This window comes from Prosthecobacter sp., from assembly GCF_044226605.1.
Taxonomy (GTDB): domain Bacteria; phylum Verrucomicrobiota; class Verrucomicrobiia; order Verrucomicrobiales; family Verrucomicrobiaceae; genus Prosthecobacter.
This window is the reverse complement of record NZ_JBGAGS010000013.1, coordinates 117,980-134,273: the sequence shown is the minus strand read 5'-3', so window position 1 is coordinate 134,273 and position 16,294 is coordinate 117,980. Positions and strand designations below refer to the sequence as shown.

Sequence of the window (16,294 nt, the reverse complement as noted above, 5' to 3'; positions counted from 1 at the left end):
GAGAATCAACGAAGCTTGAGCGTGGCGAGACCGAGCATGGCAAACAGCAGCGAGAGCACCCAGAAGCGCACGATCACCTGGTTCTCATGCCAGCCACCGAGTTCAAAATGATGATGAATGGGGGCCATGCGGAAGATGCGCTTGCCGCGCTTCTTGAAGCTCCACACCTGGAGAATGACGCTCATCGCCTCCATCACAAACACACCGCCCACCAATGCCAGCACGATCTCCTGCTTGCAGCCGATGGCCAGGGACGCGATGCAGCCGCCCAGCGCCAGCGAGCCCGTGTCTCCCATGAACATCTTGGCCGGGTGCGCATTGAACCACAGGAAGCCAAGGCATGCCCCTGCCATCGCCATGGCCAGGATGGGCAACTCATTGGCCAGGCTGTTGTGCGCCACACCGAGGTAGTCGGAGTACTTCGCGTTCCCGCAGATGTAGCCAAACGCCGCGTACGCCAGCGCCGTGGTGACCGAGCAGCCCGTGGCCAGTCCGTCCAGACCGTCCGTGAGATTCACCGCATTCGAAGATCCCACGATGATCAGCGCAAACAGCGCAACTGCGAAAATGCCCATGTCGGAAACCACCGCATTCTTCACAAAGGGAATGTACAGCGCGCGCAGCGTCGTACCGTTCTCGTCTCCGGGAACCGCATACGCAAACAGCAGCCCCGCCACCACCGCCACCGAGGTCTGCCACACCAGCTTGGTGCGCGCGCTCACGCCTTTGGAGTTCTTCTTGCTGATCTTGAGGTAGTCGTCACGAAATCCCAGGGCCCCGAGGCCCACGGTGGTGAAAAGCACCGTCCACACCATGATGTTGTCCCACTTCGCCCACAGCAGCGTCGAGATCACGATCGCGGAGAGAATCAGGATGCCGCCCATCGTTGGTGTGCCGGCTTTCTTGCCGTGCAGTTCGTGCAGCTTGTGGACTTCTTCCGCAGTGCGGATCGGCTGGCCGATCTTCAGAGAGATCAGCTTGCGGATGAGACGCTCGCCATACATCAGCGAAAGGGCAAACGCCGTCAGGGCCGCGCCGCCGGCACGGAAAGTGTGGTACTTGAAGAGGTTCAGCACCTTGTACAGAGCGGCGTCATCGCTGATCCATTGATGAGCGGTGAGCCATTCTCTGAATTCGTAAAGCCAGTACATCATGAGGCGGAAAAATGCGTGAGGACTTGTTCCATGCGCGCGGAGCGGCTGCCTTTGAGCAGCACCACGTCTCCCTCACGCAGCCATTCGCGCAGTCGTGCCGCGCAGGTGGCATGATCGGGAAAATGTTCGGAGGCCACCGCCTTCGAGGCTTCGGTGATCCAGGCGGCTTCGCTGCCGCCCACGCTGAACACAGCATCCAGCTTGAGCCCTCCGGCAAACTCGCCCACCCGGCGGTGCTCTGCCTCGGCGATCGGTCCCAGCTCGCCCATTCGTCCCAGCACCGCCACGCGGCGGCTGCCAAAGGAACCCAGCGTGCTCAGCGTGCGCAGTCCCGCGATCATGCTGTCCGGATTCGCATTGTAGGAGTCGTCGATGAAATTCACGCCCTTCACCACCTTCGGTTCCACGCGCCCGCCTGTGAGCTTTGCCTGGTTCAGCGCATCCGCGATGTCCGCTGGCGCTATGCCCTGCCGCCATCCCATGCAGGCCGCCAGCGCGGCATTGCCCACCATGTGCTCGCCCAGGATCGGCAGACGCGTCTCCACTTTCTCACCGGCAAAGTCGAGCGTGAAAGTCGTGCCCGTTGCATCCGCACGCAGATTGGAGGCAGCCACGTCGCCGCATCCCACGCCCGCCATCGTGACGCTGGCCTGGCAATGTCTCGCGATGAGCTCGCTATACTTGTCGTTCGCATTCAGCACCACTTCTCCACCCGGGCGCACATTGGCCGCCAGCGTGCCTTTTTCCCACGCGATCGCGTCCTGAGTGCCCATGTATTCGATGTGGGCCATGCCGACATTGGTGATGATGCCGGCGTCCGGCCGGGCGATGTCGGTGAGCACCTTGATCTCTCCCGGATGGTTCATGCCCATCTCCGTCACGCAGCACTGGTCTCCTTCACGCAGAGACAGCAGCGTCAGCGGCAGGCCGATGTGGTTGTTCAGGTTTCCCAGCGTCGCGCGCGTCTGGCATTTGCGTGCCATCACCACCGCCGTCAGATCCTTCGTCGAAGTCTTTCCATTGCTGCCTGTCAGTCCAATGATCAGCGGTGCATGATGTTCGCGATAACCGCGCGCCATGTTTTGCAGCGCCAGCAGCGTGTCTCCCACCTCGATCACGGCGCATGGCAGCGTGCCCCACGCGGCATTGACCTTGCTGACCACCACGGCGGCCGCTCCGGACTCCGCCACCTGGGGGACGAAATCGTGCGCGTCAAATTTGTCTCCCACCAGCGCCACAAACACCTCGCCACTGGTGATCTTGCGCGAGTCCGTGTTCACATTCGTCACCAGGCGCGCGCCATCGCCACGCAGGGTGCCTGCGGCAAATTGGGCCAGAGTCTGAAGTGAAATGGGGATCATCGGTTATGCCTGTCGGGACGGTCGGGTCTGTCAGGACGGTCAAATCCTCCACGCATCGCCTCGCGTTCAGCTGCTTTCTCTTCGCGTTCGGCAGCACGGTCAGCCTTGAGATGATGAAGAATGCTGCGGGCGATTTTGCGGTCATCAAATGGATGTTTTTTGCCCTGAATGTCCTGGTAGTCCTCGTGACCCTTGCCTGCGATGAGGACAAGGTCTCCGTCCCACGCATTTTGCAGCGCGGTTTGGATCGCCTCACGTCGATCTGCGATGACCGCATGCTTCTGCGGCCGTGCGAAGCCGGCCTTCGCATCATTCAAAATCTGCTGAGGATCTTCCATGCGCGGATTGTCCGAGGTCAGCACGCAGATGTCGCTGCCCGCTTCCGCCGCGGCAGCCATCTTCGGCCGCTTCGTGCGATCCCGGTCGCCACCGCAGCCAAAGACGGTGATCAAACGGCGTGGCCGCAGCGCACGCGCCGTGCGCACCGCATTCTCCAGACCGTCCGGCGTGTGCGCATAGTCCACATAGACCTGGAAGCGCGAGTTCTCGGAGACGCGCTCCATGCGTCCCGGCACCTGCGGCGCGTTCTGCAGGCTCTTGATCGCCTCACGCAGGTTCAGCCCCACACCCTGCGCCGCAGCCAGTGCTCCGAGCGCGTTGTACACATTGAAGTCGCCGATCAGCGGCAGCCGCACCAGGAAGCTGCGTCCTCTTGCCTCCAGTTCAAACGTGGTGCCCGTGAGATCATAGCGCACATTGATGGCGCGATATTCACACCCCACGCCGAAACCAAAGCGGACCACCCGCCCGGTATGCTCAAAACGCTGCACCAGCTTGCGCCCCCACGAGTCGTCCCCGTTGATGATCAAGGCCGACCGCGGCGAGGACTCTGCGGTGATCTGAAACAGCTTCACCTTCGCCTCAAAGTACTTCTCCATCGTGCCATGGTAGTCCAGATGGTCCTGCGTCAGGTTCGTGAAGATGGCGGCCGCAAACGGCAGGCCGTAAATGCGATCCTGGTCCAGCGCATGCGAGGACACCTCCATCGCGCAGGCACGGCAGCCGTTGTCACGCATGCTTGCCAGCAGGCCCTGAATCTCCAGGGATTCTGGCGTGGTGTGCGTGGCGGGCACATGCTGCCCGTCTCCCAGGTCATAATAAACCGTGCCCAGCAGGCCGCTGCGCATCTGTGCGGTATTAAACAGATGGTGCAGAAGGAACGCCGTCGTCGTCTTGCCATTCGTGCCCGTCACTGCGGCGATCGTCAGCGCCTTGGCAGGGTGCCCGTTCAGCGCCGCCGCGGCCTGCGCCATGGCGATGCGCGCATGCCTGACATGCACCCACGGCACCGTCGCATCCTCCGCCGGCGCCTGTTCGGAAATGATCGCCGCTGCGCCGAGTTCGATGGCCTTGCCAACAAAGGCATTCCCGTCCGCATGGGTGCCGCGAATGGCCACGAAGGCAATGCCCGGCCCGACCTTGCGTGAATCATACGCCAGTCCTGTGATCTCCGTGTCCAGGCTGCCCGAGACCGCCGGCTTGTCGAGATGAGGAATAAGATCGCGCAGTTTCATTGCGCACCTCCTTTCACCGCCACCTTCATCGGGCGTTCGTTGCGGATCGCCAGATGGTCCAGCGTTTCGCGCACCACTTCGGCAAAGATCGGTGCGGCGATGCGGCCGCCGCGCACCATGGCGGAGCTTTCAGCCTTCGGATCATCCAGCATCACCAGGCAGACCAGGCGGGGATTGTCGATCGGCGCCATGCCGACGAAGGACGTGAGATACGAGCCGTCGATGTAGCGCTTCTTCTCAGGATCATACCGGCGCGTCGTGCCCGTCTTTCCGCCCACGCGCACCTCCGCCATCGCAGCTCGTTTGCCGGTGCCTTCCACCACCACGCCTTCCAGGAAGTCGCGCAGCGTGGCGGCGGTCTTCGCGGTGCAGGCCTGCCACACGGGCTGCGGCGGCACCACGTCGGTTTCTCCGTTCGGTTTGACGGTGCGGTCAATGAGCCGCGGTTTCATGAGGACACCGCCGTTGGCAATGGCGCCGTAGGCCATGCACATTTGCAGCGGGGTGACTGAGACTTCGTATCCAATAGGCATGCGTGAGTAGGTGGTGTTGCTCCATTTGCCGGTATTGAATCGTCCGGCTTTTTCGCCGACCAGACCGATGCCGGTCGGAGCACCAAATCCAAACCTTGTGGCATAGTCCATCATCATGTCCTGTCCAACTCGTTTGCTGATTTTATACATGCCAATGTTGCTGGAATGCACCAGCACGCCCTTAACGGTCTGCATGCCCAGTGGCTCGTCGTCACTCAGCTTAATTTTGCGCACAGGATCCTCGTAATACATGTTGCCACAGTCGATCATTTCCCCAGGCGAAATCTTACGGTTGTCCAGCCCTGCGGCCAGCGTCACCACCTTGAAAATGGATCCCGGTTCATAAGGATCTGCGATCACGTGATTCGTCCAAGTGCTCTCATCTGGATTGCTCGCATCCAGATGCGGCCGCGCCGCCATCGCCAGCACCGTCCCCGTCGTCGGCTCCGTCACCACGATCACCACACGGCGGGCCTTGTTGGCTTTCCAGGCGCGTTCACAGATCGCCTCCACATTGTCCTGCAGCTGCATGTCGATCGTCAGGTACACATCGCTGCCGTTTTGCGGTTCAGTCACCTGCCCGCGGTAGGAGGGCAGCTCGTGCCCGGACTTGTCGCGCTCGATCAACTGTTCGCCCGCCACGCCCGTCAGCTTTGCATCCATCATTCGCTCCACGCCCCAGCGTCCCTTGTTGCTGGTGTCCGTGACTCCCAGCACCAAAGAAAGGCGGTCCTTCGCCGGAAAGCAGCGCGCCACCGTCGGCCTCATGTGAATGCCAAAAATGTGTTCGGCTTTGAACAGGATCTCCCACTTCTTTGCCGTCTCTTCGTCCACCTTCTTCGCCAGCACGATCTCCGGTTTGTCGCTGGAGATCTGCTCGCGGATCTCCCGTTCCGGCATCGGCAGAATGCCCGCCAGCACCTTCGCCACGTGCTCATGGTACGCTGCGATGGTCTCCGCCTCGCCCATCTTCTCGCGCAGCTCGAGAGCCTTCACTCCACGCACGGCCGCCAGATGATGCCGCACCGTGATCACCTCCCGCAGATGCGTGCGGTCGGTGTAAAGCTCCCTCACGTCTTCATCGTGCGCCAGGTATTCGCCGCTCAGGTCTTTGATGGCGCCCCGGTGCGCCGGCAGCACGATGTGCCGCTGGTACTTCTTCGCCGCCAGCGTCGCCAGGCGTGGCGACTCCTTGATCTGGATCACCGCCAGCCGCCATGTCACCACGGAAAACCCTGCCAGCAGCACAAACAGCAGCAGCAGCATGCGGCGGCACACCGGGCGGTCCCGGCGAAGCTGAATTTGATTGGGCAGGGGCTGGCTCACGGATTCTTCGGCATGTTGTGGGCTAGGGCGGGCTCCGCGCTCGGCTTCGCAGCGGCTTGCGCCGGCGCATCAGTCAGCGGTTTCAGGAGGAGAATGTTGTGCTTCGTGATCGGCCGCAGCAGCGTGCCTGCGTTCGTCAGCCGCGGCTGCACCCGGTCACGCGTCAGCATCGTCTCGATGCGGTTGTTCAGCGCCAGGATCTCTGCATTCAGCAGGCGCATTTCGGACTCCACCTTGCGCTGCTCTTCTCCGATCGCCCGCACCCGGTTCTTGCTGACCACAATGCCCAGCCCCACAAGTGCGAGCGATGCCACCACGATCAGGATCGCCGTGATCGTGGAAAGGCCCAGGCTGTTGCGGTAGCGGTTGCGCTTGAGTGGTTTCATGCGGGTAGTTTTTCTGCCACGCGCAGCACCGCGCTGCGCGCACGTGGGTTCATTTCAATCTCCTGCGCCGTCGCCTGTACAGGCTTGCGCGTAATGAGCTTTAAAACACAGTCCGGATTCTTCCGCGCCTCCGGCCACTCCGGCCGGTCGATGTAAGGAGCGGACAAATGCTGCAGCGTTTGCTTCACAATGCGGTCTTCCAGCGAATGGAAGGAGATCACCGCCAGCCTGCCGCCCGGCTTCAGCCAGCGTGGCGCTGCTGCCAGAAAATCATGCAGCGCCGCGAGCTCATCGTTCACCGCGATGCGCAATGCCTGAAACACCAGCGTCGCCGGATGCCGCTTGCCACGTTTCGGAGACACCGTGGAGACAAGTTCCGCCAGCTGAAAAGTGGTGCGGATCGGTGCTGCGGCACGTGCCTTCAAAATCGCCCGCGCAATGCGTCGCGCATTTGGCTCCTCGCCATATTCAAAGAAAATGCGCACCAGCTCCGGTTCATCTTCAGTGTTCACGATGTCCGCCGCAGACCGCGCGCCCTCCGTGTCCATCCGCAGATCCAGCGGTCCATCCCTCATAAAGGAAAACCCGCGCCCGGCGTCATCCAGTTGATGGCTCGAGACCCCGATGTCCACCAGCATGCCATCAAAGCCAGAAACACCCGTCTCCTCGACGATTTGGGGGAAGTTGCGGAAATTGCCGCGCAAGGCACAGAACTGCGCTGCAAACGGCTTCAGACGTTCCGTCGCATGTTTCAGCGCATTCAGATCCTGGTCCATGGCCACCACGCGCGCTCCGTGCTGGAGCAGCGCCTCCGAGTGCCCGCCCCCGCCCAAAGTTCCGTCAAAAAAAAGCTTACCAGGCGCCGGCTGCAGCAGTTCCACAACTTCCGCCAGCAGCACAGGCGCATGATAAAAGGGTAAATTACGCATAGTCACTTCAGATGGAGCGGGTTCAGGCGAGTCTCCCCCTCCCCCCGCACCCTCACGCGTCACCAAAGTCCCGCGGCCCCACGGCATCAGGTCGTCCATCGCATCCGCGGCACCGAACCACGTCCGCCCGCCTACTTGGAAAAATCCAATCAGTCTGGAAATCTCAGCAAACACTCGCTCCACGAACGACCGCTCCCGTCGGACCGACCGAAGGGAGAGCCGCGTCAAAGGAGAGCCAATGGATGCAAGCGCGTTCATGAAGGAAACGGAACCTGTAAATACTGCCGAGTGTGCAAAGCGTAACAGAAAGACCGTAAATCTAAAATTCTAACTAATCCTTATAATCGAGAGACTATATCATTGGCAATCGCCTATTTTCAGAATTTTCAGCCTTTAAGTAATTATTCACATACTGTTCATTCGAGCAACTAGAGCCTTTAGAGATACCGTCAAATCGAGCGTCTTTTTCTTGTCCGCCAATCCATCAGGTCCGCGGCTCATGAACCCCTAAAGGGGGACCTCCGTCCTTCTAATATTCGCACCTGCCTTCCAAGAGGAATCTCGACAGAGAGGCCGAAGTATTGCTAGCCTCGCGGAAATTGAAACAATTCTGACCCAAACCACTCCCTATGGCCAAAAAACCTGCTCCCAAGAAGGCCGCCGCCAAGAAGCCTGCGGCCGCCGCCAAAAAAACCGCCATAGCGAAGAAAAAGCCTCAGCCAGCCAAGACCGCCGGCAAAAAGCCTGATGCGCCCAAACCCAAAGCCGCTGCCAAGCCCGCGCCCAAACCCGCATCAGCCGCACCCGCGAAAAAACCTGAGTCCGCACCTGTGCTGAAACCCGTTTTTGAAGCCCCTGCTCCAAAACCAGCGGCACCGGTTTCTGCTCCTGCACCTGCAGCCGCAAAGGCTCCCGCGAAAACCACCGCCGCTCCCGGTGCCACCGCCCTGACCATTGCCGCCCAGGCTTCCGCTGGCGCGGCGGCCAATGGCAACTCCCACCCCGCCAACATCCTCGTCCTCATCAGCAGCGGCGGCTGGCCTGTCACCGATCTCACCAAGGATCACTTCACCCTGATGGAGTACTTTGAAGTCCCCGGACAGCAGGCACCCTTCAGCAATAACATCACCTCCTTCCGCAACGTCGGCACCGGCGCCTACCTCCTCCAGGTCAAGCCCATCAACGGCGCCCCCTGGCGCACCGGCCACCACCTCGCCCAGATCCTCGTCTCCTCCTCCGACGACCGCCAGGGCCAGGGTGCCGTGAAGCTCATCATTCGCTGAGCCCAATCTTCCTCCTCCTCTTCCTCTCACTCCTCCTCCCTGAAGGCGCATACCGCGTCAAAGCCTTCGAGTGAAGAAGCGGTCCAGACGTGCTCTATCCAGCATCGTCCTCGTCCTCCTACTCGAACTCGTCCTCGATCAAGGCGCTCACTTTAAGTTCGAAGTTTCCCGGGTTAAGAATCCGCGACGCCCCCGCGTAAGCGTCCCCACTCGTGGTTCAAGCTTCGCCTTGATTCCCCATCGACACCGCCCCCACCTCCGCTAGCATTCCCCCCATGAACCGCCGCTCCTTCCTCGCGCAAACCCTCGCCGCCGCCACCACCGCAGCCTCCTTCTCCCGCGCTGCCGCAGCCGGCTCCAAGCTCGCCATCGGCCTCGATCACTTCTCCGTCCGCGCCACTGGCTGGAAGGCCGCCCAGTTCATCGACTACGCCGCCTCCTTGAAGCTGGACACCATGTTCATCTCCGAGCTTCACGTGTTTGAAAACTTCGAAGACGCCTACCTCAAAGGTCTCAAAGAACAGGCCGACCGCGCCGGAGTGAAGCTCTACGTTGGCACCGGCAGCGTCTGCAAAACCTCCAACACCTGGAAGGACATCTACGGCACACCCGAAGAGCACCTCGGCCTCACCATTCGCATCGCTAAAGCCCTCGGCTCCCCCGTTGCACGTTGCTACCTCGGCAACCAGAAAGACCGCGCCACCGACGGCGGCATCCAGAAGCACATCGAGGAAGTCATCAAGACCATCAAAGCCTGCCAGAGCAAGGCCGAAGGCGAAGGCATCAAAATCGCCATCGAGAACCACGCCGGCGACATGCAGTCCCACGAACTCAAAGCCCTCATCGAAGCCGCCGGCAAAGGCTACGTCGGCGCCAACATCGACCCCGGCAACGCCGTTTGGGCCCTCGAAGAGCCCATGATGCATCTCGAAGTACTCGGCCCCCTCACCGTCTGCAGCAGCGTCCGCGACAGCATGCTCTGGGAAGACGACAACGGCGCCGTCGTCCAATGGACCGCCATCGGCGAAGGCCTCGTGGACTACAAAGCCTACGCCAAACGCTTCGCCGAACTCGCCCCCGGCGTCCCTCTCCAGGTCGAAACCATCTCCGGCTTCGCCCGCCCCTTCTCCTGGAAGAAAGACGACTTCTGGACCATCTTCCCCAACCACCGCGACACTCCCATGTTCAAAGCCTGGCTCGACATGGCCAAGCGCGGCCACAAGATCGACTCCTTCAAAGCCCCCGACGGCCCCGCCAAAAAAGACGCCGAGATCGCCTACCAAAAAGCCGAAGCCGAACGCAGCTTCGCCTGGCTCCGCGCCAATGTTTAAACGCACGCCGTCTTCACATCGACACCTTCCAGCGTAGCGCGTGCCCTAGGACCGGTAGGGCACCGCTGCGTCGGGGCCGAAGTTTCGGGTCTGTGATGGCGCGGGCTCTCAAAAAGGTTCGCCGTCCTTGCAGCGTGGAAAGGCAAATCAAATGCCCCACAGAGGCCATTCGCGTTCGAGCCTCACCCGTTTGGAACCTCGAAAAATCAAAAATCGATTGCTCGACAATCATCAATCCTCTTTGCCCTTCGACTGACCTCAGTCCAACTGGAAACCGCATTCCGGCCACTGACGACCGATTACCGTCCACCGCCCCCCGCTTTCGCCTGCTCCTTCAGCCACGCCGCAGCCCTCTTCTCCTTCACCGCCGTCTCCAGTTCCGTCAGTCGCGTGCTTGAAAGACCCGGCTTCTCCTTCTGCATCGCCGCAAACACCCGCACCATCTCCGCCGCCCCTGCCTGCACCAGATCCGGCGCCTTCTCCCCCGGCTTCTTCAGTGACTCCGCCACCGCCCCCACAATGAAGGCGCGCACCAGTTCCAGCGAAGCCTTCGGATACACCTTCTCCAAATCATCGCCCAGTGTCGCGATCGTGTCATCGATCGTCAGCTTCATGATCGGCGTGACCTCCGCGTAGGCATAGACTCCTCCCGCCATCTCACGTCCCTCCTCAGACAGCGAGTCACGGCGATACTTCTCGATCTGCACCGCCGCCTCGTCCCTCAGCCCGGGATCCAGCACGCAGCGCCGCGCCTGGTTCACAAAATCCGTCACCCTCTCCTCCACCTTCGCCTGCTCCTTTTCCGTCCCGTCCAGCGGGTAGGTGATCCGTACTTTCACAAAGTAACTCTTCAGCACCATGATGCCCAGAAAGCTCCCCACCGAGACCTCCACATCCCCGGCCTCTCCATGCTCCACCTTGGTCATTTCCATCGGCAGGGAAAGCATGCCGCTCACACCCGCCTTTTCAGGGATGAGGTCAAACGGCTGGTACTCCGCCTTTCCCTTCTTCAATTTCTTGTAGTGGCCGCGCCGCTCCATTTCCTCCACCTCCCACACCGCGCCGCCCGCAGTCTCGCGCAGCGCCTCCTTGATCTCCTCCGCAGTCGTCACTTTGCTCGGGCACGGGTACACATACACATCTCCCCGCAGCCGCGCCTTCGCGTCCGAATACCGCACCGAATATCCCAGCGCCGCCTCGTCGTAGTGAAACACCTGCTCCGCCTTCATTTTTCCCAGTTCCGCCGGAAGGCGCAGTCCAGACTCCACATGCTCCCACGGCAGATTCGTCTCCGGCGGCGCAGACGCCTTCCCTTCGGCAGCCGTGGCCGCGCCACAGACGCACACCCAGAGCATCAAAACGAAAGTCAAAGAGGCCGTTCTCATCTCTCCACCCTCGCCAGAACATACCACATCGCAACACCCGCTTGCGTCCGCCCGCTCTCGAAAGAGGGTCGGTCAGATCCGCCGAACTCGCGCTCTCTCTGTTGCCTGTGCCACGCAGTATCCGCTGCGAGCGATCCGAAATGCCCGGCAAAAAAAGAAAACCCTGCACAGGTCATGCGCAGGGTTTCTGTTGGTGGAATGAACGCTGGAATGGATTACTTCGTGGGTGCCGAGGCTTCGTTCACCACACTGATGTCTTCCGCATTCTCAGCCTCAAAGATGTCCTTGGCGCGGGAGATCTGCTCACTGGTTTCTGTGTGCGCAGACAGCAGAAAGTTCCCCTCGCGCAGCCGGGTCTCGTAGCGTTTGGCTTCGATCTCCGGAATGCCCAGACCAATGAGTCCGCCAACCACTCCGCCCGTTGCGGCACCCACGGCCGCGCCACTGAGCGCAGCCATCACCGGGCCCGCGGCGATGAAGGCACCAAGGCCGGGAATGGCCAGTGCACCAATGCCCAGCAGCAGCCCAATGGCACCGCCGGCAATACCGCCCGTCGTGGCTCCGGTGGCCACGCCTTCGGAAGCCTTGGTCGATTTCACATGTCCGAACTCCCCTTTGCCGGTGGCATCCGGCAGGAGCACTGAAATGTCTGAGTTGGAAAAACCACTGGCCAGCAGGCGTTCGACGATGCGGTTGGCCTGGGCTTCACTGGTGGCGATGCAGAATACGGATTTGGACATAAGATTGGGGGGGGATGTAAGGTTGTAAAAAAAGTTACTTCTGGCTGGCGGCTTTGACTTCGATCTTATTGACGATGGTGGCGCTGCCTGCGGCCTGCTTGGCATGGTCGGCGATCTTCGTCTTCTCTTCCTCGCTGTTCACCGGACCGCGCAGTGTCACCTTGCCATCGGCGGTGGTGATGACCTTTACATTCTTCGCATTCATGGACAGGCCGTCATCCGCCATGAGCGCCTTGCGTATGGTCTGGGTGACCTTGATGTCTTCAGGCCTGTTCGACTGGTCCAGCGGCGTCTTGGTTTTGCCATCCCGGTCCCGCTCATTTTTAGCGGTGTTGTCGGCATCGGCCTTTTTGCTCGCAGCAGGTTCTTTTTGATCTGCTGCACTGCCATCAATGCTGCTCAAAGCTAACGCAGCCATGAGCAGGAGGAGAGGTTGGTTGAGTATTTTCATAGAGTGCCTGGTTGGAGGCAAGGAGCATTCGGGAACACAAGACGAAGCGGTTGTATGGTTCACTCCTTGGGGTTGTGAGTACGCTATCAACCAAGGCCAGCCATGTCTTCGCCACGCCACTTCAGAGAGGCGGCTCACCTCCGTTTCACGCAGGGACAGGAGCGAAGCAGCCCCCATGACTCCGCATCTCCAATCCAGGAAAAGCGCGGCATTCGGGCGATGTCCTGAGAGATGCCTAAGGTGCCGGCTGCCACAAACGCACACCGCGGCGAAGCGTCGATTCACTCCGCACAAAAAACGCCTCAACCACCACCATCATGTACCACCATATCAAGAAACTCATGTTCACGGTTCGCGTTGGAACACCCGACCCACGTTTTGGCAACATGCTCCTGGAGCAGTTCGGCGGGGCAAATGGAGAGCTGGCCGCTGCCATGCAGTATTCCATTCAAGGCATCAATTGCGAAGACATGGCCTGCAAGGATCTTCTCATGGACATCGGGACGGAGGAGCTCAGTCACCTGGAGGTCATTGGCACGCTCGCGCGCATGCACCTCAAGCCGATGAAGACCGACGGTGAGGCGGCTCACCAGGATCCGCTGATCGCCATTGCTGGCGGCGGCGGCGCGGCTCTGTGCGACTCCATGGGAAACGCATGGACGGCGGATTACCTGAAGATCACCGGAGAACTTGATGTCGATCTGCGCAGCAATGTTGCGGCGGAAGCCAGGGCCAAAATCGTCTATGAGCGCCTGATTAATTTCTGTGACGACCCCGGCACCAAGGAGGCGCTGCAGTTTTTGATGACGCGCGAGATCACACACATGCGCTCTTTCATCCAGGCTCTCGACAGCCTTGGCAAAACCACTTTCTCCAGCGGCGGCAAACTTGTCGCAGGCGAAGGGCCGCTCTCGGTCGGCCTCATTCCTCCGACTCCTGGGATCGTCGATCAGTTTTACAACACCTCCACCTCTAAAGGCGATCAAGGTGAGATCGACGTCAGCGGACCATGGAATGATCCCAAGCAGATGGAGATCGTGGAAGCTCCCGCCATTTCCGAGTTCCAGGTCCTCAGGGCCACACCCAAGAATGGCAAGACCACACTTGGTGCCTCCGACACCGCCGCGACTCCGCCGCGTAAACGCAAGAGCCGGTGAGCCGGCCAGCCAGATCCGTTGCTGCCATGCATCTGGTTCAAATTCTTCTTCCGCTGGCCGACAATGCCCGCTACCTGCTGGACCTACGCCTTTTCGCCCGCATCAAGGAGGAGCTGACGCGACACTTCGGCGGCATCACCTGCTACTTCCGCGCTCCTGCGGAAGTCCGATGGAGCAACGAAGGAGAAGACGTCATCGACGATATCGTCATCTATGAAGTCATGCTTGAACAGGTGGATCCCGGCTGGTGGGCTGACTATCGAAAAACGCTGGAGCGCCATTTTCAGCAAAACGAAATCGTGATCCGCGCTGTGCCCATGTCCTTGCTCTAGCCCGCGCCTCAGAGCTCCATGGCATCCGCTTTGACCCCTCGTGGCTGCGGCTTATGCCTCCAGAACAAAATCAAAATGCCCAAAGGACATGCCCGCACAGTACCGAAGTGACTTCAGTCTCCTGGGAGAAAAAGTGCCCCAGCTTAGGAAGACCGCGTCCTTCGCGATTTGTGCAGGTTCATCCAGAAGACTCTTCTCAAACGCTCCCCTCAGCTCGCCTGTGATCCTCACATGGCCTGCGGCGATCACCTTGCTTTCCCGGTCGAGAAGCTGCGCCTGATAAACCTCCTGAGGAAGGCTGGGGCTTGTTTCCGGGTGCATGGGAGAGTCCATCACGAAGCCTCCCTTTCCCCACCGCTTTCAGGCAGACCCATGGAGTCAATCGGCGTGCAGGCGGCGCTGAACCCCGGCCCTTTCCTCGCCTCAACAGCGCATTTCAGCCGCCGCGCCCACAAAGCGAGCGCCTTTTCACCGTCCTTCTCCAGCTCACCGCTCACTTCGACCTCATACCGGAGGATCACCGGCACATCCTTGGCAGCGGTTTCAGTGGCAGAGCATAGACCCACATCAGGCATGGCAATCGAAAGGGTGCATGAAACTGTTTTTATTCAACAACCTCATGCCGCCGGTTATCATGCAGCAGATGCTTGTACAAGGGGCAGTGTCCGCTGGTCCCTCGGTGTATCAAGGCGGCTCCGACAGCCATCAACAGCAGGTTGAACGCTTTGGAACTTCCCGCACCAAACGCACTGAGCGCACACAGGCTGAAGCCCGCGATTCCAGACGCCACTCGCTCAGGATCGGTCACGTTGACCTTTAACTCCTCAGCCAATGCTTCGATCTTCGGAAGGCCGTCAAAAGGTTGGTATGTCAGAGACATGGCAGCAGATGTAACTTATGGATGAAAAAGTCTTTCCGTCAGCAAAGGGGTGCCTTCTTTCGTTCGGACATCAGGCACCCGCTTTGCTCGTTGCGACGGGCTCGGGTTTTACTCCTGTTCCTTGCCCGCCTGGCCCGCCTCAGCATTGACGGCGGATTCGGCCAGCGCCGTGAGTTTTTCATCCGTCGCCTTCTCTTCCGCCAGTGTCTGCTCCAGAAGCTTGACGGCCTTTTTCAGACCCAGCTGGCTGGCAAGAGCGCGGGCGGTGCCATATCCGGCGATCTCGTAATGCTCCACGCGCTGGGCGGCCCCGATCAGGCCGGCGTCACGCACATTGTCCTGGGCATCTTCGCTGATCAGTTCCGCCCCTTCTTCCACAAGTCCTTCCATGGCTTTGCATTTGTGGCGTCCAAGCGCCTTGCCAAATTCCTCAGCCACCTGTTCCAGGCGTTCGGCATGCACCTTGGTCTCTTCAAGATGCTGCTCGAACCCAGCCTTGAGGTCGGCGTTCGTCGCCGCTTTGGCCATCTTCGGGAGCGCCTTGATCAGCTGTTTTTCGGCACTGTAAAGATCAGTGATTTCGTGGTGGAAGAGGTCTTCGATGGTTGCGAGTTTCATGCAGAACACATCGTCCACCATGCGTCATTGGATGTGCCAGGCACACACCATGGGATCAGGTTGCCGGAGCATCCATGCCTCGGGCGTTTTTTCATGGACCTTTCATAAACGTGAGCACCTTTCCCACACCGAACTGGAGGCATGAAATCGCTTAACCTCAATCGTTGGACCTCCGGAAAAGCTGGCTGGGCGCTGCTGTGGCTGATCGGCGTTCCTGTTCCCATTCTCCTGATTCTTTTCCTCATGCGCGGCTGCACGTGACCAGCGCCTGCTTCGGAAAGCAACGCTCTTCGAGGGTTGCCTTCACCGGGCCGTCTCTTGCTTGCCCGCTTTCGCTGCCGGACATCTGGCACTCATTTCGCTCCTCGGTCACCTGGCTCTTGCATGGCGGTTCGATGTTGAAAAATTGCCGCTGCGCATGAACGCGATTTTTGAGGAAGCGTGCGTCCTCCACCATCCCCTTCACGGTCACGGCGCTCCGGCAGTTTTTGAGCATCACTCCGCAGGCGCGCATTCCTTCCACCAGCGCGGTGCGGCGGTCTTCAGCATCGCGAAAAACTGCCATGCCGGTCCGCATGGGCGCTTCCGCTGTGCCGCTGATGATTTCTCCGGGGTCATTGAAATCGGTGGAGGAGATGTTCCCTGGAGGGTGTGTTTTCAAACGCCTCGCATGCTCAACAGCATTTGACAGCACCGAGTTTGTCGGCAAGAACCATGCAGTAGCAATCAAACGCGTGGATAGCTCAGTGGTAGAGCGGCTCGTTTACACCGAGTTGGTCGGGGGTTCGAATCCCTCTCCGCGCACCATGTTTGAAGAGCTGAAAAGGTGGCCGTCGATGTTCGCCGCGATTTTC

16 protein-coding genes, 1 tRNA gene and 1 pseudogene are annotated in these 16,294 nt (G+C 60.2%); 5 read left to right on the top strand and 13 right to left on the bottom strand.

Annotation, left to right across the window (positions count from 1 at the left end):
- Positions 1 to 5: 5 nt before the first annotated feature.
- From mraY to rsmH, 6 genes are read right to left on the bottom strand one after another with little or no spacing between them, the layout of a single operon-like run.
- Positions 6 to 1,154 (bottom strand): phospho-N-acetylmuramoyl-pentapeptide-transferase, encoded by a 1,149-nt coding sequence (gene mraY, locus ACILSO_RS18950; RefSeq protein WP_395739016.1) that lies wholly within the window; start codon positions 1,152 to 1,154, stop codon positions 6 to 8.
- Positions 1,151 to 2,515: a UDP-N-acetylmuramoyl-tripeptide--D-alanyl-D-alanine ligase gene (murF, locus tag ACILSO_RS18945; protein ID WP_395739015.1), complete on the bottom strand. Its 1,365-nt coding sequence runs from the start codon at positions 2,513 to 2,515 to the stop codon at positions 1,151 to 1,153. The genes mraY and murF overlap by 4 nt, the downstream gene beginning before the upstream one ends.
- Positions 2,512 to 4,089 carry a UDP-N-acetylmuramoyl-L-alanyl-D-glutamate--2,6-diaminopimelate ligase gene (locus ACILSO_RS18940; RefSeq protein WP_395739014.1) on the bottom strand — a complete coding sequence of 526 codons (1,578 nt, stop codon included), beginning with the start codon at positions 4,087 to 4,089 and terminating at the stop codon, positions 2,512 to 2,514. The genes murF and ACILSO_RS18940 overlap by 4 nt, the downstream gene beginning before the upstream one ends.
- Positions 4,086 to 5,948, bottom strand: a complete 1,863-nt coding sequence (locus ACILSO_RS18935; protein ID WP_395739013.1) for a peptidoglycan D,D-transpeptidase FtsI family protein — start codon at positions 5,946 to 5,948, stop codon at positions 4,086 to 4,088. The genes ACILSO_RS18940 and ACILSO_RS18935 overlap by 4 nt, the downstream gene beginning before the upstream one ends.
- On the bottom strand, positions 5,945 to 6,334 hold the full coding sequence (locus ACILSO_RS18930; protein WP_395739012.1) for a hypothetical protein: 390 nt from the start codon (positions 6,332 to 6,334) through the stop codon (positions 5,945 to 5,947). Before ACILSO_RS18930 ends, ACILSO_RS18935 begins: the two co-directional genes overlap by 4 nt.
- Positions 6,331 to 7,263: a 16S rRNA (cytosine(1402)-N(4))-methyltransferase RsmH gene (rsmH, locus tag ACILSO_RS18925; protein WP_395739011.1), complete on the bottom strand. Its 933-nt coding sequence runs from the start codon at positions 7,261 to 7,263 to the stop codon at positions 6,331 to 6,333. Before rsmH ends, ACILSO_RS18930 begins: the two co-directional genes overlap by 4 nt.
- A 629-nt stretch (positions 7,264 to 7,892) precedes the next feature.
- Here rsmH and ACILSO_RS18920 point away from each other — a divergent pair.
- Positions 7,893 to 8,546, top strand: coding sequence for a hypothetical protein (locus ACILSO_RS18920; protein WP_395739010.1), 654 nt, complete (start codon positions 7,893 to 7,895; stop codon positions 8,544 to 8,546).
- Positions 8,547 to 8,821: 275 nt separating this feature from the next.
- Complete coding sequence (locus ACILSO_RS18915; RefSeq protein WP_395739009.1) at positions 8,822 to 9,877, top strand: sugar phosphate isomerase/epimerase family protein; 1,056 nt, start codon at positions 8,822 to 8,824, stop codon at positions 9,875 to 9,877.
- 299 nt (positions 9,878 to 10,176) lie between these two features.
- Here the strand turns inward: ACILSO_RS18915 and ACILSO_RS18910 are convergent, their stop codons facing one another.
- The 3 genes from ACILSO_RS18910 to ACILSO_RS18900 form a co-directional block, all read right to left on the bottom strand.
- Positions 10,177 to 11,262, bottom strand: a complete 1,086-nt coding sequence (locus ACILSO_RS18910; RefSeq protein ID WP_395739008.1) for a hypothetical protein — start codon at positions 11,260 to 11,262, stop codon at positions 10,177 to 10,179.
- Positions 11,263 to 11,477: 215 nt separating this feature from the next.
- Positions 11,478 to 12,002, bottom strand: a complete 525-nt coding sequence (locus ACILSO_RS18905; protein ID WP_395739007.1) for a hypothetical protein — start codon at positions 12,000 to 12,002, stop codon at positions 11,478 to 11,480.
- Positions 12,003 to 12,036: 34 nt separating this feature from the next.
- A complete protein-coding gene (locus tag ACILSO_RS18900) occupies positions 12,037 to 12,453 on the bottom strand; it encodes a BON domain-containing protein (RefSeq protein WP_395739006.1) in 417 nt (138 codons plus the stop codon).
- Positions 12,454 to 12,770: 317 nt separating this feature from the next.
- On the opposite strand from ACILSO_RS18900, the pseudogene ACILSO_RS18895 reads away from it, so the two are divergent.
- A pseudogene (locus ACILSO_RS18895) lies at positions 12,771 to 13,508 on the top strand (manganese catalase family protein); the annotation flags it as partial.
- A gap of 128 nt (positions 13,509 to 13,636) precedes the next feature.
- The gene (locus ACILSO_RS18890) at positions 13,637 to 13,942 is read left to right on the top strand and encodes a hypothetical protein (protein WP_395739005.1); all 306 of its coding nucleotides are present in this window, start codon (positions 13,637 to 13,639) and stop codon (positions 13,940 to 13,942) included.
- Between the two features lie 332 nt (positions 13,943 to 14,274).
- Here ACILSO_RS18890 and ACILSO_RS18885 read toward each other — a convergent pair whose 3' ends face one another.
- The 4 genes from ACILSO_RS18885 to ACILSO_RS18870 form a co-directional block, all read right to left on the bottom strand.
- Positions 14,275 to 14,517 (bottom strand): hypothetical protein, encoded by a 243-nt coding sequence (locus ACILSO_RS18885; protein WP_395739004.1) that lies wholly within the window; start codon positions 14,515 to 14,517, stop codon positions 14,275 to 14,277.
- Between the two features lie 29 nt (positions 14,518 to 14,546).
- Positions 14,547 to 14,822, bottom strand: a complete 276-nt coding sequence (locus ACILSO_RS18880; RefSeq protein ID WP_395739003.1) for a DUF2892 domain-containing protein — start codon at positions 14,820 to 14,822, stop codon at positions 14,547 to 14,549.
- A 108-nt stretch (positions 14,823 to 14,930) separates the two neighbouring features.
- Positions 14,931 to 15,440: a ferritin-like domain-containing protein gene (locus tag ACILSO_RS18875; RefSeq protein WP_395739002.1), complete on the bottom strand. Its 510-nt coding sequence runs from the start codon at positions 15,438 to 15,440 to the stop codon at positions 14,931 to 14,933.
- A 241-nt stretch (positions 15,441 to 15,681) separates the two neighbouring features.
- A complete protein-coding gene (locus ACILSO_RS18870; protein ID WP_395739001.1) occupies positions 15,682 to 16,101 on the bottom strand; it encodes a hypothetical protein in 420 nt (139 codons plus the stop codon).
- A gap of 71 nt (positions 16,102 to 16,172) precedes the next feature.
- Between ACILSO_RS18870 and ACILSO_RS18865 the strand changes: the two genes are divergently transcribed.
- Positions 16,173 to 16,247: transfer RNA gene (locus tag ACILSO_RS18865), tRNA-Val, on the top strand.
- Positions 16,248 to 16,294 lie beyond the last annotated feature (47 nt).

Bases quoted from the DNA above. Each gene is read 5' to 3' on its own strand.
- mraY (WP_395739016.1), bottom strand. From the start codon at position 1,154: ATGATGTACTGGCTTTACGAATTCAGAGAATGGCTCACCGCTCATCAA.
- murF (WP_395739015.1), bottom strand. From the start codon at position 2,515: ATGATCCCCATTTCACTTCAGACTCTGGCCCAATTTGCCGCAGGCACC.
- ACILSO_RS18940 (WP_395739014.1), bottom strand. From the start codon at position 4,089: ATGAAACTGCGCGATCTTATTCCTCATCTCGACAAGCCGGCGGTCTCG.
- ACILSO_RS18930 (WP_395739012.1), bottom strand. From the start codon at position 6,334: ATGAAACCACTCAAGCGCAACCGCTACCGCAACAGCCTGGGCCTTTCC.
- rsmH (WP_395739011.1), bottom strand. From the start codon at position 7,263: ATGCGTAATTTACCCTTTTATCATGCGCCTGTGCTGCTGGCGGAAGTT.
- ACILSO_RS18920 (WP_395739010.1), top strand. From the start codon at position 7,893: ATGGCCAAAAAACCTGCTCCCAAGAAGGCCGCCGCCAAGAAGCCTGCG.
- ACILSO_RS18915 (WP_395739009.1), top strand. From the start codon at position 8,822: ATGAACCGCCGCTCCTTCCTCGCGCAAACCCTCGCCGCCGCCACCACC.
- ACILSO_RS18910 (WP_395739008.1), bottom strand. From the start codon at position 11,262: ATGAGAACGGCCTCTTTGACTTTCGTTTTGATGCTCTGGGTGTGCGTC.
- ACILSO_RS18905 (WP_395739007.1), bottom strand. From the start codon at position 12,002: ATGTCCAAATCCGTATTCTGCATCGCCACCAGTGAAGCCCAGGCCAAC.
- ACILSO_RS18900 (WP_395739006.1), bottom strand. From the start codon at position 12,453: ATGAAAATACTCAACCAACCTCTCCTCCTGCTCATGGCTGCGTTAGCT.
- ACILSO_RS18890 (WP_395739005.1), top strand. From the start codon at position 13,637: ATGCATCTGGTTCAAATTCTTCTTCCGCTGGCCGACAATGCCCGCTAC.
- ACILSO_RS18885 (WP_395739004.1), bottom strand. From the start codon at position 14,517: ATGCCTGATGTGGGTCTATGCTCTGCCACTGAAACCGCTGCCAAGGAT.
- ACILSO_RS18880 (WP_395739003.1), bottom strand. From the start codon at position 14,822: ATGTCTCTGACATACCAACCTTTTGACGGCCTTCCGAAGATCGAAGCA.
- ACILSO_RS18875 (WP_395739002.1), bottom strand. From the start codon at position 15,440: ATGAAACTCGCAACCATCGAAGACCTCTTCCACCACGAAATCACTGAT.